The sequence below is a fragment of the Pseudomonas sp. St316 genome, from assembly GCF_018325905.1.
Lineage (GTDB): Bacteria > Pseudomonadota > Gammaproteobacteria > Pseudomonadales > Pseudomonadaceae > Aquipseudomonas.
Window position 1 is genome coordinate 470,013 of sequence record NZ_AP021901.1, and the last position, 15,102, is coordinate 485,114.

General features: G+C 60.3%; 17 protein-coding genes and 1 tRNA gene. 8 read left to right on the top strand and 10 right to left on the bottom strand.

Annotated features, from left to right (window positions below):
* Nucleotides 1–308: 308 nt before the first annotated feature.
* On the bottom strand, nt 309–728 hold the full coding sequence (gene vapC, locus KI237_RS02030; RefSeq protein WP_212798585.1) for a type II toxin-antitoxin system tRNA(fMet)-specific endonuclease VapC: 420 nt from the start codon (nt 726–728) through the stop codon (nt 309–311).
* A gap of 103 nt (nt 729–831) precedes the next feature.
* On the opposite strand from vapC, the gene KI237_RS02035 reads away from it, so the two are divergent.
* Nucleotides 832–1,281 (top strand): flagellar hook assembly protein FlgD, encoded by a 450-nt coding sequence (locus tag KI237_RS02035; RefSeq protein WP_212798586.1) that lies wholly within the window; start codon nt 832–834, stop codon nt 1,279–1,281.
* A gap of 9 nt (nt 1,282–1,290) precedes the next feature.
* Here the strand turns inward: KI237_RS02035 and KI237_RS02040 are convergent, their stop codons facing one another.
* The 8 genes from KI237_RS02040 to KI237_RS02075 form a co-directional block, all read right to left on the bottom strand.
* Nucleotides 1,291–1,737 (bottom strand): hypothetical protein, encoded by a 447-nt coding sequence (locus tag KI237_RS02040; RefSeq protein ID WP_212798587.1) that lies wholly within the window; start codon nt 1,735–1,737, stop codon nt 1,291–1,293.
* Nucleotides 1,738–1,912: 175 nt separating this feature from the next.
* Nucleotides 1,913–2,962 carry a PDDEXK nuclease domain-containing protein gene (locus KI237_RS02045; protein ID WP_212798588.1) on the bottom strand — a complete coding sequence of 350 codons (1,050 nt, stop codon included), beginning with the start codon at nt 2,960–2,962 and terminating at the stop codon, nt 1,913–1,915.
* 201 nt (nt 2,963–3,163) lie between these two features.
* Nucleotides 3,164–3,571, bottom strand: coding sequence for a hypothetical protein (locus KI237_RS02050; protein WP_212798589.1), 408 nt, complete (start codon nt 3,569–3,571; stop codon nt 3,164–3,166).
* A 59-nt stretch (nt 3,572–3,630) separates the two neighbouring features.
* The gene (locus KI237_RS02055; RefSeq protein WP_212798590.1) at nt 3,631–3,960 is read right to left on the bottom strand and encodes a DHCW motif cupin fold protein; all 330 of its coding nucleotides are present in this window, start codon (nt 3,958–3,960) and stop codon (nt 3,631–3,633) included.
* A gap of 116 nt (nt 3,961–4,076) precedes the next feature.
* A tRNA-Phe gene (locus KI237_RS02060) sits at nt 4,077–4,152 on the bottom strand.
* Nucleotides 4,153–4,254: 102 nt separating this feature from the next.
* Nucleotides 4,255–4,527 (bottom strand): oxidative damage protection protein, encoded by a 273-nt coding sequence (locus tag KI237_RS02065; RefSeq protein ID WP_003196814.1) that lies wholly within the window; start codon nt 4,525–4,527, stop codon nt 4,255–4,257.
* On the bottom strand, nt 4,524–5,591 hold the full coding sequence (gene mutY / locus KI237_RS02070; RefSeq protein WP_212798591.1) for an A/G-specific adenine glycosylase: 1,068 nt from the start codon (nt 5,589–5,591) through the stop codon (nt 4,524–4,526). Before mutY ends, KI237_RS02065 begins: the two co-directional genes overlap by 4 nt.
* The gene (locus KI237_RS02075) at nt 5,588–7,819 is read right to left on the bottom strand and encodes an AsmA family protein (protein ID WP_212798592.1); all 2,232 of its coding nucleotides are present in this window, start codon (nt 7,817–7,819) and stop codon (nt 5,588–5,590) included. The genes mutY and KI237_RS02075 overlap by 4 nt, the downstream gene beginning before the upstream one ends.
* A 479-nt stretch (nt 7,820–8,298) precedes the next feature.
* Between KI237_RS02075 and KI237_RS02080 the strand changes: the two genes are divergently transcribed.
* The 7 genes from KI237_RS02080 (at nt 8,299) to KI237_RS02110 (ending at nt 14,083) form a co-directional block, all read left to right on the top strand.
* Nucleotides 8,299–9,960 (top strand): OFA family MFS transporter, encoded by a 1,662-nt coding sequence (locus tag KI237_RS02080; protein WP_212798593.1) that lies wholly within the window; start codon nt 8,299–8,301, stop codon nt 9,958–9,960.
* Nucleotides 9,961–10,227: 267 nt separating this feature from the next.
* Nucleotides 10,228–10,821, top strand: coding sequence for an imidazoleglycerol-phosphate dehydratase HisB (gene hisB, locus KI237_RS02085; protein WP_003186751.1), 594 nt, complete (start codon nt 10,228–10,230; stop codon nt 10,819–10,821).
* A complete protein-coding gene (gene hisH / locus KI237_RS02090) occupies nt 10,821–11,459 on the top strand; it encodes an imidazole glycerol phosphate synthase subunit HisH (RefSeq protein WP_018606318.1) in 639 nt (212 codons plus the stop codon). Before hisB ends, hisH begins: the two co-directional genes overlap by 1 nt.
* On the top strand, nt 11,459–11,713 hold the full coding sequence (locus KI237_RS02095; protein WP_030141479.1) for a DUF2164 domain-containing protein: 255 nt from the start codon (nt 11,459–11,461) through the stop codon (nt 11,711–11,713). The genes hisH and KI237_RS02095 overlap by 1 nt, the downstream gene beginning before the upstream one ends.
* A gap of 42 nt (nt 11,714–11,755) precedes the next feature.
* Entirely contained in the window at nt 11,756–12,493 is a 738-nt protein-coding gene (gene hisA, locus KI237_RS02100) for a 1-(5-phosphoribosyl)-5-[(5-phosphoribosylamino)methylideneamino]imidazole-4-carboxamide isomerase (RefSeq protein WP_003196828.1), read from the top strand.
* A 9-nt stretch (nt 12,494–12,502) separates the two neighbouring features.
* Nucleotides 12,503–13,273 carry an imidazole glycerol phosphate synthase subunit HisF gene (gene hisF / locus KI237_RS02105; RefSeq protein WP_003196830.1) on the top strand — a complete coding sequence of 257 codons (771 nt, stop codon included), beginning with the start codon at nt 12,503–12,505 and terminating at the stop codon, nt 13,271–13,273.
* A gap of 63 nt (nt 13,274–13,336) precedes the next feature.
* Nucleotides 13,337–14,083 carry a substrate-binding periplasmic protein gene (locus KI237_RS02110; RefSeq protein ID WP_212798594.1) on the top strand — a complete coding sequence of 249 codons (747 nt, stop codon included), beginning with the start codon at nt 13,337–13,339 and terminating at the stop codon, nt 14,081–14,083.
* 238 nt (nt 14,084–14,321) lie between these two features.
* Here KI237_RS02110 and KI237_RS02115 read toward each other — a convergent pair whose 3' ends face one another.
* A complete protein-coding gene (locus tag KI237_RS02115; RefSeq protein ID WP_212798595.1) occupies nt 14,322–15,101 on the bottom strand; it encodes a divergent polysaccharide deacetylase family protein in 780 nt (259 codons plus the stop codon).
* Nucleotide 15,102: the final 1 nt, after the last annotated feature.

Sequence of the window (15,102 nt, forward strand, 5' to 3'; positions counted from 1 at the left end):
GGATGAGCGTTACCGAACTCAAAAGTATGTCGGGTTATTCGGGAGCGTCCTCGAGATCCCACAATATGTTGAGGACCTCTTTGAAACTGGCTCGTGCAGTTTCGAAATCCGCCTGTACTTCAGGGCTGTGAAGCCAATGCTCCGTAGCTTCCTGAGCGAGAAAGTGGCCGTAAACCTGTGGGAGCGAGCTTGCTCGCGATAGCGGTAGAGAAGCCAACGGAGATGTGAGGTTGATGGCCGCATCGTGAGCAGGCTCACTCCCACATTGGGCCTCGATTGAGCTGTTTTTTAACTTCAAGCCACCGAAGTTACGACCCTGTCGTCGTCACAGTGGTCCAATCCTCGATGCGCAGTCCGGGGACTCTTTCGAACTCTTTCAGGTTATTAGTGACCACGATCAGCCCGAGGGAGCGGGCGTGGCCGGCAATCATCTGGTCGTAGGGGCGGATTGGCCTGCCCATCTTTGCCAGCTCCGCCCGGATCATTCCGGTATGTGCTGCAGCGTCATAACCAAAAGGTAAAACCTCAAGTCGGGCACAGAACCCTTCGATGACGCCGAGATTTTTCTCTGGGGCGGATGACTTTTCTGCGCCGTAGATCAACTCCATCGGCGTGACGGCGCTAATGCAGAGCTGGCCGTGATGAAGATTGAAAGCTTCTCTAACGATCTGGGGTTTATTTTTGATCGTGAAAATACAGATGTTGGTGTCGAGCATGAATTTGATCATCAGACAGTCCCAACCAATAGTTCCAATCGATCTAAACGTTGGCTCGCGACTGAGCTCTAAAAAGAACTCATGTGAGTTGTTTCCAGAGGCTGGAGTCCTCGCCATGAAGCTCATTCATTATTTTGTATTACCCTTCGTCGCCATCAGCGTCCTGCTGTTCCCCATCGCCCTCAACGCCACCAACCTCGCACCCATCGACAACAGCGGCGTGCAGGTCCAGCCCATGCAGCAGAACGGCATCACTTATCTGTCGGGCGGTATCGGTGAGGATGAAGCCCGGGCCATCGGGCAAGCCCAGGGTTACAACTTGCACATGACATTCGCGGTTGGCCCGGAAAACAAATACATCCCGGATGTGGAGGTCACTGTCCATAACGCGTCGGGGCAAACGCTGCTGACGCTGACTGAGGCCGGGCCGCTGGTTTACGTGCAACTGCCGCCCGGCAAATACACGGTGGTGGCGACGCGCAACGGTGAGGCGCGGCGCGACACTGCTGAGGTAGGCAGCGGGGCCGCGCGCAACCTGGTGTTTCATTGGAACGGTGACGAATAACCGACGAGCTTATTCGCTGGCCGGTTCCTCCATCGACTGGCGATAACGGTCCAGGGCCTCGCTGAAGTCCTTGATGAACTCCGGTGTGCTGAGCCAGCGCTGGGCGGTCTCGCGGTCCATTTCATCGACCCACATGCGGTAGTCCACCAGCATGTCGGCGGCCAGGTTGGTGGCTGCCATGCTTTCGTTTTCGGCGTTCTTCAGGTCGAGCAGGCCTGGGCGTTCGCTGATCATCACGCTCAGGGAGGCGAGCAGCGTGTCGAGCATTTCACTGCGGCTAACGGCCTCGGCTTCGCGCAATTTGGCGAACAGCTCCAGTACATAGACCGGTGGCTGGGCGGTGGCGTGGTCCGGGTCACCATACATGGGGATGGATTTACGCCCGGTCATGCGGATCTGCTTGGCTTTGTCTTTGGCGCGCTTGGCACGTTTTTGCTGTTTGTTCAGAGAGGCCATTGGGCTTCGATTTCCACATTCGTTAGGGGGACGGTGCCCGGCTCAGTCGATTTTAGGCACGGTACAGCGCAATTCGCTGCCCTGGCCTGGCTGGCTTTCGGCGAGCAGTTTACCGCCATGGGCCTGGACAATCCCCTGGGAAATGAACAAACCGGTTTGGGTGGGTGGCTTTCTGTCAGGTCGCTGGCCCCGGTTGCCGTGCCTCAAGTCGTGTCCGCTCGCGATCCAGCTCATTGCGCAGTTCTTCTTCCGTAGGGAGCACGAGTTGGTACTGGCTGGCGAATAGTTGTTCGTTGCCTTGTAAGACGGAATAACGCACCACTGACTCGTCTTTCTGGGCGCAGAGAATGATGCCGACGGTGGGTTTGTCGTCGGGGCCGCGTTTGAGGTCGTCGTAGAGGCGCACGTACATGTCCATCTGCCCGATGTCCTGGTGGCTCAGTTCGCCACGCTTGAGGTCGACGATTACAAAGCACTTGAGCAAGTAGTTGTAGAAGACCAGGTCGAGGTAGAAGTCCTTGCTGTCGGTGCTGATGCGTTGCTGGCGAGCGATGAAGGCGAAACCCTTGCCCAACTCAAGGAGGAAACCCTGTAGCTGGTCGATCAGGGCTTGTTCCAGTTCCGTTTCCAGTAGCGTGCCGGCATTGGGCAGGCCGAGAAACTCCAGGACCACCGGATCCCTGATGATGTCTCTTGGGCTGAGGTTGAGTTTTTCAAGGTGAGTTGTCGCTTCCTGCTGCACGGCAGGGCGGTCCCGACTGGCCAGCAGGCGTTCGTAGTAGAAGGTGCCGATCTGGCGTTCCAGCGCACGAGTTGACCAGTTCTGGGTAGCCACTTCGTTCATGTACCAATGACGGGCGTTATCGTCTTCTATCCGCAGAAGCGTACGGTAGTGGGTCCAACTCAATTCGGAACGCACTGCGTTCCAAATCGGAAACGATTGATAAAAGTCCCGCATGTGCCGCAGATTCCGTTCATCGAATCCTTTCCCAAACCGCGTCGTAAGCTCTTTAGCCAGCGTCGGCAGCAGTCTAGCCCCATAAGCTGCCCGCTCGGCGCCGCCCTGTTCGAATTCGACAATGTGCCGCCCAATCTGCCAGCAGGTTTGTACCTGGAGTGTATCGACGGCACGCAGGACCTTTTGGCGTGCCTGGCGAATCAGTTCGCCGAGTTCGTTGATCAAGGGAGCGAGCTGTGGGTCATCTTGGGGCAGCATGGGCGTCATCGAAGTGTCCAGCCATTGAGAGGGGGCGGACCGCAAGGATGCTCCAGGCGATGTTTCGATGATGCCGGACGGGGATGATTGCTTGGGCGGAAAAATAGCAGAGTGATGCAGGACGGGTATGACGCCGCCCCATGTTGGTTGACCTTGGATTGTGGGAATTATCCCCGGAGGGCGTCATCCACCGCGGTCCCGGCCAGACAGTCAGTCCTGGCTTTGCGTAAACGTCTGGGATGCAGCCACATAATCGGCCTGGAATTGCTTGCTTTCCACCCAATCCAGCGCGGTCTGCTCATCGACGCCTGTGGTCAGGCGGCGGTATTCGATCAATGCGGTAATGATGAAGTCGGTCGCCTCTTCTTCACCTTCCTGCTCCAGTACCAACGCCAGCAGTGGATATGCCAGGAACGCCTCGCACAGCGCCTTCTGGCTGACTTTTTCGGCGTCACGCATGATTTGGAACAGCTCCGTCAGGTCCACGGTTTCCAGATCGATACGCTCATCGTTCGGGTCGAGGAAATCGTTCGGCGCAGCAGCGCGCTTTATCCGGTTGTTCTTGGCTTTCGCCTTGGCGCGCTGGTTGCGTTTCTGCTGTTTGTTCACCGATGACATGGCCGGATTCCTGATGAATAAGTCGACCTATCCTACAGCTTCGGCGTGAACGCTTCGAATCAATCCACTATGAAGAGCGTGGCCCCTGACGAAGTCGAGGAGCGATGGGGCTCGGCCTGGTCGGCTACTTGATAGCTCATGCCTGGCTTGAGCAAAAATTGCCGCCCGTCTTCAAGTTCAGTGTTGAGCTCGCCCTTGAGGCAAAACAGGATGTGGCCCTTGGTGCACCAATGGTCGGCCAGGTACCCCGACGTGTATTCCACCATCCGCACGCGAATGGTCCCGAACTGTTGGGTACGCCAATACGCGGTTCCGGTAATGCCCTTGTGCTCGGTGGGCTCGATGGTTGACCAATCGGTGGTGCCAAAAGGGATGCCGGAGATATCCATGTCGACTCGTTTATCAGAGGGAAGCTGATGAATGTAGCCGAGTCGATAAGGCGGAGGAAGAAAATCCCACGCAATAAAAAACCCCGATCAATTGCTTGATCGGGGTTTTCGGTATTTGGTGCCCAGAGACGGAATCGAACCGCCGACACGGGGATTTTCAATCCCCTGCTCTACCGACTGAGCTATCTGGGCAACGGGGCGCATTAAACGGGTTTTTCGGGGGGGCGTCAAGCACGTTATCAAAAAATATTTAATTATTACCGTCGCTTACGATCCGCCCCCGTGTGGAACAGCTTATTCGGACGGCGGCACGTAGCCTTCGGCCTTGGCGTAATCTTCGCCGGAAAAGTACTTGTCCATCTCGCCCTGAAGGTATTTGCGATCTTCAGCGTTCATCATGTTCAGGCGTTTTTCATTGATCAGCAGGGTCTGGTGTTTCTGCCAGTCGGCCCAGGCCTTGGCCGAGACGTGGTCGTAGATGTCCTGGCCCTTGGCACCCGGGAACGGTGCACGTTCCAGGCCTTCGAGTTCTTCTTTGTACTTGCGGCACATGATGGTGCGGGTCATTGCAACTCTCCTGCGTTCATTACGGCGGCCGCGCGTTCGAGCAAGGTTTTGACCGGGGCGGCAAGGCCCAGGCGCGGCGGGGTGGCGAGGTTATACCAGAGCCAGTCGGCCTCGGCCACGTGATGGCCGGTTTCCCGGACCCGGACCAGCCAGGGTTCGATCGCCAACTGGAAGTGGCTGAAGGTGTGCACCAGGCTTGGCATTTGCTGTTGGTTGCCCAGTTCCAGCGAGTGTTGCAGGGCCAGGTGCTGCAGGTCGTCGAGGTCGTCGAGTTCCGGCAGGCTCCACAGCCCGCCCCAGAGCCCTGTGGAGGGGCGACGATAAAGCAGGATTGCGCCCTCGTGGTTGGCCAGCATTGGCATCAAGGTGCGCTTCTTGGGCACTTCCTTGCGTGGCTTGGGAATCGGGTAGCGGGTTTCCAGGCCCAGCATGTGGGCCTCGCAACCTTGCTTCAGCGGGCAGAGCAGGCAACTGGGCTTGCTGCGGGTACAGAGCGTGGCGCCCAGGTCCATCATCGCCTGGGTGTAGGCGTTGACCCGGTCCTGTGGCGTGAAGCGCTCGGCGGTGGCCCACAGTTGTTTCGCCACCTTGGGTTCGCCTGGGTAGCCTTCCTGGGCGGTGAAGCGCGCCAGTACCCGCTTGACGTTGCCATCGAGAATCGGCGCCCGCAGGCCCATGCTGATGCTGGCGATGGCGCCGGCGGTGGACAGGCCGATGCCCGGCAACTCGGTGAGTTTTTCCACGTCCCGGGGGAATTCGCCGCCGTACTGTTCAACGACGATTTTCGCGGTTTTCTGCAAGTTGCGCGCACGGGTGTAGTAACCCAGCCCGGTCCACAGGTGCAGCACTTCGTCCTCTGGCGCGGCGGCCAGGGCTTGAACGGTGGGCAGCGCGGCCATGAACCGATCGAAGTAGTTGAGCACGGTGCTGACCTGGGTCTGCTGCAACATGATCTCCGAGACCCACACCCGGTAGGGCGAGATACCCTGCTGCCAGGGTAAATCGTGGCGCCCGTGGCGGTCGAACCAATCCAGGACAGCGGTGGAAAACTGTTCGGCTCTCATCGCTTGAACAGCCCCTTGAGCGCATTTTTGAGTTCGGGGCTGACCTTGTCGCCCAGCTTCTCATCGATCTTGTCGCCGAGACGCTCGCCAGCCAGTTTCGCTGCGACCTTGCCCAGCCCGTCGTTGTCCAGGCGGCAGGCCTTGGCGCCCAGTTCCAGCGGGCCGCGGCAGCGCAATGGCCATTCGACGTCAACGTAGCGTTCGTTGACCTGGCAGGCCGGATCGGGCATGTCGCTCTTGTCGCCTTCGACGATGATGCCGACGCGATAGTCCATGCCCAGCACTCGCAGGTCGATATCGCCGTTGCCGTTGACGCTCATGCCGGGGATGCGGACTTTCAGGTCCGGGTTGTTGGCAACGCCATTGTTGAAGGTGAGATTGCCGTTGAGTTGCTGGAATGGCGTGTCCTTGCCCCGGGGTTCGCCGCTGAGGGTCTTGCGATTGAGGGTGGCGATGCCTTTGCACAATTGCTGTTCGAGGTTGGCATTGAGCAGCACGCCGTCGTTGATGACGAACCCGGCGGTGCCGTTGAGGCTGTCGATCAGGGCTTTCTGGCTATTGCCGCTGGCGGTGATCGCGCTGTTGACGGTGACCAGGCCTTTGACCGGCGGATTCTTGCCTTGGCTTTCGATGATCTTCTCGGCAGGGACCCGGTTGATGCGCGTTTGCAGGCTCAACTGTGGGGTAGGTTGGCGCACGTCCAGGGTGCCCTTGCTTTCGAAGTTGCCGCTGTACAGGTCGCCTCGCAGGTTCTCCAGGGTCAGCAGGCCGCCCCGGCCGGTGGCCTTGAGCGCAGCGTTCTGGATCGGCAGTTTATCGAGGGTCAGTTGCCCGAAGGTCAGGTCGGCATCGAGGTCCAGCTTGCTCAGGCGTTCCACCGGAAACAATCGATCGTTACTCCAGGCGCCCTGGGTCGGGGCGCTTGGCAGCGGTGTACTGCCAGCACCGGCCATGGCGCTGGCTTCGGTGTTGCTGACTTCGACCTCGCGGGCGGCCTTGGAGCTGTCGGCTTCGGCGGACTTTGGCGCCAGGTAGCGGTCGACGTTGAACGTGTCGGCCTTGAGCTGCGCGCGCAGGGACTGCTTGGCGAAGTCCTCCACGGCGATGCGACCGCTGAAGTTGCTGTCGTCCACTTTCAAGTTGAAGTCGTTGAGCTCGACACTGGTTGGCGTACCGGCAATGCGGCTGGACAGCTCGACCTTGCCCAGGCTGCCTTCGGCCATGGCCGGGAGTTTCTGGCCGACGCTGTCGACGAACTTCGCCAAGTCGAACTGGGCGATGGACACCCCGCCATTCAACTGTGGAGTCTTGTCGAGGTCATTGACCTTCAGTTCACCCAGGGCGCGCAGTTGATTGAGCGACAGCTTGATGCCGGTCCATTCGGCGACGTTTGCCGCTTTGTCCAGGAACAGTTGGCCTTGGGCGGCAAAGTTCAGGGTCTTGCCCTGCAAGGGGTCGCCGGTGGCTTCGCCGGACAATTTCAGGTCTTCGAACTTGTAGCGCTTCAAGGCCCGTTCGAAGCGCAGTTCACCCGTCACTTCGGTGCGTACGCGCACGGCTGGCTGGTTGCTGGACAGGAAGGCGGTCAGGGTGACCGGGATGTTGGTGGAGTCGTGGACCGGGCCGGTGCTCAGTTGGATGCTCTCGGCCGTGAACAGCTTGCCGGTCTGCTCGTCGGTGTATTCGACCCGGGCGTTGTTCACGGTCAGGCTGTCGATATCCAGGCGGGTCGGCTGGGCAGGTTTTTCTGCCGGGGTGCCGCCGGGCGGGGCCGGTTGTTCGGCCGGCACCGGTGCCGGCGCGTTCGCCGTCGACGCAGAGGCCGGCACCTTGCCGATGTCTTCCCAGTTGCCGTGCCCGTTCTTGTCACGGTTGAGCCGCAGGTTCAGGCCTTCGACCCGCACATCGCTCATCTGTACTTCCCGGCGCAGCAGCGGTATTACCCGGACCGAAAGGCCGAGCATCTGCAGGTCGGCGAAAGGCTGGGTCGGACTGGCCAAGGTCGCGACGCTGGCGTCGTGCAACTCAAGGCCCAGCCATGGAAACAGGCTCCAGCCGATGTCGCCATTGAGGGTCAGCTCGATGTGGGCCTTGTCGCGGGCTATCTGGCGGATCTCTTCTTTGTAGTCGTTGGGATCGAACAGGTGGGTCAGGGCAAAGCCCAGGGCCACAATGATCAGCAACAGCCCGAGAAGTACCAGACCCAGGATTTTGCCGAACGCTTTCATGGGCGAATCCTTGTAGGTTGAGTTCAAAATTTAGCCGGGAGTATAACGCTGTGGGTTGATGGTGGTGCGTTGGGTGCTCGTTATAAGTCCGGTGCGCAGGTCCATTGTGGGAGCGAGCTTGCTCGCGATAGCGGTGTGACAGTCACTGAATGTGTTGAGTGTGCGGCCGCCATCGCGAGCAAGCTCGCTCCCACAACAGCTCGACTAACGATGTGCATGAAAATTCCTGAAAAAATAAATCGTTAGCCCCCTATAGAAAACGAGCAGGCGTGCGATAAGACAGATGGCACGAAAAAGGTGATATCACTTTGGTTTTTACGCCGCGAGCAAATGGTAACCTTTGCCCGTTCGTCCGCCCTTCTGCGACTCGATGTCGCACACTATGGAGCTTCACCAGAAAATACAGCCATGCCTGCGTGCAATGAAGGCTGAGGGTGACGCGTGGCTGACGGACCATTCCAATAACTGGGGGATACACAATGAGCACGAGCATCACGGCTGGCGGCGTCGCCGACCAGCCAGCGTTCCTCTCCAAGGAACGTATCATCGCCAAGCCCGGTTTCAACCGGTGGTTGGTTCCACCGGCCGCACTGGCCATTCACCTCTGCATCGGCATGGCCTACGGCTTCTCGGTGTTCTGGTTGCCACTGTCCAAAGCCTTGGGTGTCACCAAGCCTGTGGCCTGTGCACCGGATATGAGCTTTATCTCGCAAGTTTTTTCGTCCCAATGTGACTGGCCGATCTCGATGCTCGGCTGGATCTACACCCTGTTCTTCATCTTCCTGGGTTGCTCGGCAGCCATCTGGGGCGGCTGGCTGGAACACGCCGGGCCACGCAAGGCTGGCGTTGTATCGGCATTGTGCTGGTGCGGTGGCCTGCTGATTTCGGCGCTGGGTGTCTATACCCACCAGATCTGGCTGATGTGGGTCGGTTCCGGAGTGATCGGTGGTATCGGCCTGGGCCTGGGCTACATTTCCCCGGTATCGACCCTGATCAAGTGGTTCCCGGACAAACGCGGCATGGCCACCGGCATGGCGATCATGGGCTTCGGCGGTGGTGCGATGGTCGGTGCTCCGCTGGCTGCGGCGCTGATGAGCCATTTCGCTTCGCCGACCGGCGTGGGCGTATGGCAGAGCTTCCTGGTCATGGCCGCGATCTACTTCGTGTTCATGATCGGTGGCGCCTTGTCGTACCGCGTTCCGCCAACCGGCTGGAAGCCTGAAGGCTGGACTCCGGCGCCGAAAAAAGCGTCGAACGCGATGATCACCCATCGTCACGTCCACGTGAGCGTCGCCTGGAAAACCCCGCAATTCGTGCTGGTGTGGCTGGTGCTGTGCCTGAACGTGTCCGCCGGTATCGGCATCATCGGCATGGCTTCGCCGCTGTTGCAGGAAGTGTTTGGCGGTAAGTTGCTTGGCAACGACCTGCCCTTCGGTCAGTTGGACGCCACGCAACTGGGTCAGATCGCGGCCATCGCCGCCGGTTTCACCGGTCTGTTGAGCCTGTTCAACATTGGCGGACGGTTCTTCTGGGCGTCCTTCTCGGATTACCTCGGTCGCAAGAACACCTACTTCGTGTTCTTCGCGTTGGGCGTTGTCCTGTACTCGTTGATCCCGAACCTCGGTCACCTGGGCAGCGTCGCGCTGTTCGTGGCGGCGTTCTGCATCATCCTGTCGATGTACGGCGGCGGTTTCGCCACCGTGCCGGCCTACCTGGCGGACCTGTTCGGTACGCAAATGGTTGGCGCGATCCACGGTCGCCTGCTGACCGCCTGGGCCGCAGCGGGCGTGCTGGGTCCGGTACTGGTGAACTACCTGCGTGAATATCAGCTGAGCATCGGCGTGGAACGTGCCGCGGCCTATGACATCACCTTGTACATCCTTGCTGGCCTGCTGGTACTGGGCTTCCTGTGCAACCTGATGGTTCGCCCGGTCGCCGACAAGTACTTCATGACCGACGCCGAACTGGCTGCCGAACAGGCGCTGGGCCATGACAAAGGTGCCGACAGCAGCACTTCGCTGGAGTGGAAAGCGGCGCCGGGCACCAAGCCCCTGGCGATCGCCGCCTGGCTGGTGGTGGGCATTCCGTTGGCGTGGGGTGTGTGGGTGACCCTGCAGAAGACGGCAGTGCTGTTCCACTAAGACCGTTGCCCTGGCCACCCGGTCAGGGCAACCCGATGTGGGAGCGAGCTTGCTCGCGATGGGGGCGGGTCAGTCGACATCATGGTCGGCTGATCCACCGCTATCGTGAGCAAGCTCGCTCCCACATTTTTTTTGTGTGTGGCGAAGCTTGTATGGACATGTCTATCGCCGACACCCCGTCAGTGATGTCACCTCTTGTGTTTCTGTTTGCCGCTCGCGCCCCTATAATGGCTGCCTTTTTCGCCCAATGATTTTGCGGAGCTGGTGATGGCCGAACGTAAGGCGTCTGTCGAGCGCGACACTCTGGAAACCCAGATCAAAGCCTCGATCAACCTGGATGGCACCGGAAAGGCCCGGTTTGATATCGGCGTGCCTTTTCTTGAGCACATGCTGGACCAGATCGCCCGTCACGGGCTGATCGACCTGGACATCGTCAGTAAGGGCGACCTGCATATCGACGACCACCACACGGTGGAAGACGTCGGTATTACCTTGGGCCAGGCCTTTACCAAAGCCATCGGCGACAAGAAGGGCATCCGTCGCTACGGCCATGCCTACGTGCCGCTCGATGAGGCGCTGTCGCGCGTGGTCATCGACTTCTCCGGTCGCCCGGGCCTGCAAATGCATGTGCCGTACACCCGTGCCACCGTTGGCGGCTTTGACGTTGACCTGTTCCAGGAATTCTTCCAGGGCTTCGTCAACCACGCCAACGTGACCTTGCACATCGATAACCTGCGCGGGCACAACACCCACCACCAGATCGAAACTGTGTTCAAGGCTTTCGGCCGCGCCCTGCGCATGGCCGTCGAGCTCGATGACCGCATGGCCGGCCAGATGCCTTCCACCAAGGGCGTCCTGTAATGCAGACGGTCGCCGTTATCGACTACGGCATGGGCAACCTGCACTCGGTGGCCAAGGCCCTCGAGCACGTGGGCGCCGGCAAGGTGCTGATCACCAGCGATGCCGACGTGATTCGCGAAGCTGACCGGGTGGTGTTCCCCGGCGTCGGTGCGATTCGCGATTGCATGGCCGAGATTCGTCGCCTGGGCTTCGACAAGCTGGTGCACGAAGTCAGCCAGGACCGTCCGTTCCTTGGCATCTGCGTGGGCATGCAAGCCTTGCTCGAGCGCAGCGAAGAGAACGACGGCGTCGATTGCATCTCCATGTTTCCAGGCCAGGTGAAGTTTTTCGGCAAGGGCCTGCATGAAGACGGCGAGCACTTGAAGGTTCCGCACATGGGCTGGAACGAAGTGAAGCAGACGGTGGATCACCCGCTGTGGCACAACATCCCGGACCTGGCGCGCTTCTACTTCGTGCACAGCTACTACATCGCCGCCGGCAATGCGCGGCAGGTGGTGGGCAGCGGTCACTATGGCGTCGATTTCGCCGCCGCCCTGGCCGATGGTTCGCGCTTCGCCGTTCAGTTCCACCCGGAGAAGAGCCATACCCATGGCCTGCAGCTGTTGCAGAACTTCGCAGCGTGGGACGGGCGCTGGTAATGGCTCGCAAGAAACCGCCGATCCTCACCCTCACGCCCGAGCAGGAGAGTGAAGCGAACCGCAAGATCCAGCGGTTCATGGAGGAGCGTTTCGAGCTGGACCTGGGTTCGTTCGAGGCGGCGGAAATTCTTGACCTGTTTACCCGCGAAATTGCTCCGCACTATTACAACAGGGCGATTTTCGATGTGCAGGCGCACCTTAAAGAAAGGTTCGAAAGCATCGAAAGCGACTTGTGGGCGCTCGAGAAAAACTGATTTTCGAGCCAAGCTGAATATTCGTATTTGAAGGTTTGCCAGATGCTGATTATCCCCGCTATCGATCTCAAGGACGGCGCTTGCGTACGTCTGCGTCAGGGCCGCATGGAAGACTCCACGGTGTTTTCCGATGACCCGGTGAGCATGGCCGCCAAGTGGGTGGAGGGTGGCTGCCGTCGCCTGCATCTGGTCGACCTGAACGGCGCCTTCGAAGGGCAGCCGGTCAATGGCGAAGTGGTCACGGCCATCGCCAAGCGCTACCCGAACCTGCCGATCCAGATCGGCGGCGGCATTCGTTCGCTGGAAACCATCGAGCACTACGTCAAGGCCGGCGTGAGCTACGTGATCATCGGCACCAAGGCTGTGAAGGAACCTGAGTTCGTCGCTGAAGCCTGCCGCGCCTTCCCGGGCAAGGTCATCGTGGGGCTCGACGCCAAGGACGGTTTCGTCGCCACCGATGGCTGGGCCGAAGTCAGCACCGTACAGGTGATCGACCTGGCCAAGCGTTTTGAGGCTGACGGCGTGTCCGCCATCGTCTACACCGACATCGCTAAAGACGGCATGATGCAGGGCTGCAACGTCCCGTTCACCGCCGCCCTGGCCGCCGCGACGAAGATCCCGGTCATCGCCTCCGGCGGTATCCACAACCTGGGTGATATCAAGGCACTGCTCGACGCCAAGGCGCCGGGCATCATCGGTGCGATCACCGGTCGCGCGATCTACGAAGGCACCCTGGACGTCGCCGAGGCCCAGGCCTTCTGCGATACCTATAAAGGCTGAGGACTCACCATGGCGCTGGCCAAACGCATCATCCCTTGCCTGGACGTGGACAACGGCCGGGTGGTCAAGGGTGTCAAGTTCGAGAACATCCGTGATGCCGGCGACCCGGTGGAAATCGCCCGTCGCTACGACGAACAGGGTGCGGACGAGATCACCTTCCTCGACATCACGGCCAGCGTCGATGGCCGCGATACCACGCTCCATACCGTCGAGCGCATGGCCAGCCAGGTGTTCATCCCGCTGACCGTGGGCGGTGGCGTGCGCACCGTGCAGGACATCCGCAACCTGCTCAATGCCGGTGCCGACAAGGTGTCGATCAACACTGCGGCGGTGTTCAACCCCGAATTCGTCGGTGAAGCGGCCCAGCACTTCGGCTCGCAGTGCATCGTCGTGGCCATCGACGCGAAGAAGGTTTCCGGCCCGGGCGAAACCCCGCGCTGGGAAATCTTCACCCACGGCGGCCGCAAACCCACGGGCCTCGACGCCGTGGAGTGGGCGAAGAAGATGGAAGGCCTGGGCGCCGGTGAAATCCTGCTGACCAGCATGGACCAGGACGGTATGAAAAACGGCTTCGACCTCGGTGTGACCCGCGCCATCAGCGATGCCCTGGGCATTCCGGTGATCGCTTCCGGCGGCGTCGGCAACCTGCAACACCTGGCCGACGGCATTCTGGAAGGTCATGCCAGCGCGGTGCTGGCGGCGAGCATTTTCCACTTCGGTGAATACACCGTGCCGGAAGCCAAGGCCTACATGGCGCATCGTGGTATCTGCATTCGCTGATCGCTGGACACCATGGCGGGCCCAAGGCACTCTTGGGCACACCATGGATTGCGGTAGCCCGACATGCTCAAACGCCTCGTTCTTGCCTTTGCCGGTGCCACGCTGCTGCTCGCAGGCACCGTCCGCGCCGCTGATACGTCGCTGGTGTTGCTGACGGAAAACTTCCCCCCATACAACATGGCCAAGAACGGCAAGAACTTCGCCCAGGACGAGAACATCCATGGCATTGCCGTGGACATCGTCCGCGAAATCTTCAAGCGTGCCGACATCTCCTACAGCCTGACGCTGCGTTTCCCTTGGGAGCGGATCTACAAACTCGCCTTGGAAAAACCTGGCTACGGTGTGTTTGTCATGGCGCGTTTGCCGGAGCGTGAAAAGCTTTTCAAATGGGTGGGCCCCATCGGCCCGGATGACTGGATCATGCTCGCCAAGGCCGACAGCAGTATTGCCCTCGACTCGCTGGCGCAGGCGCGCCAATACAAAATCGGTGCCTACAAGGGCGATGCGATTGCCGAGACATTGGCCAAGCAAGGATTGAAGCCGATTGTCGTGTTGCGCGATCAGGACAACGCCAGAAAGCTGCTCAACGGCCAGATCGATCTGTGGGCCACCGGCGACCCGGCCGGGCGTTACCTGGCGCGTCAGGAAGGGGTGACCGATCTCAAGACCGTGCTGCGCTTCAACAGTGCCGAGCTATACCTGGCGTTGAACAGGGACGTGCCTGACGACGTGGTTGCCCGGCTGCAAGCGGCCCTGGATGAACTGCGCAAGGAAGGTGAAGTGGACGCGATCATGGCGCGGTATCTCTGAGCGCTGGAACAAACCTGTGGGAGCGAGCTTGCTCGCGAAATCGGTGGGTCAGCCTGCAGCAATGTCGAATGTGTAGCCGCCATCGCGAGCAAGCTCGCTCCCACAGTGGTTCTGCATCGGGCACAGGCTTTGTGTCCAGCTCAGAATAGTGGTTCTGCATCTAGCTCTAGATTTGTGTTCACAGCAGATCCCCTGTGGGAGCGAGCCTGCTCGCGATGGCGGCGACTCGGTTTGAAAGCTATCGATAAACCCCATCCTTCCCATGCCCAACCATCGCCCGATTGCTGCGCAGGCTGATCATCGACTTGATGTCGATCCATTCGATGCCCTGGGCCTTGAGCTTGGGCAGTTCGCGTTCGAGCACGGCCAGGGTCTGCGGGTAGGGATGGCCGATCATCACCGCCGAGCCTTGCCGGCGGGCCAGGTCGATGGCGGTCTGGAGCTGGTGGGCGATGGCCGTTTCGGTGCGCTCGTCGTCCAGGAACACGTCCCGCGACACGCTGGCGAGGCCAATCTTTTGCGCCTCGGCGGCGGCGACTGTCTGGGCGCTGGTGCGGCTATCGACGAAAAACTTGTGTCGCTGCTGCAAATTCGCCATCAGCCACGCCATGGCCTGGGGTTGGGCGGTCATGCGGCTGCCCATGTGGTTGTTGATCCCGCTGGTATAAGGCACGGCAGCAAACGCGGCGTCGAGGCGCTTGCCCAGTTCTTCGATGGGCAGCTCAGGATGCCAGGCGAACGGCCCGGTGGCCGGGTCCATGGGCATGTGCAGCATGACCAGTTTGCCGGCGCGATGGGCCTCGCGGGCAAATTCGGCGGCGTGGGGTGTATCAGGCATGATCGCCGCGGTGACCGGGCCGGGGAGGGCCAGTACCCGACGATCCCGAGGCAGGTTTTGCCCCAGGTCATCGATGATCAGGCTCAGGTACGCCTTGTGCGGCGAAGAGGGTGTGGCGGGCGCCGCGTTAACGGCTCCCGCCAGCAGGCACAGCAGGACGAAGGTGAAACGCAGGCCCATC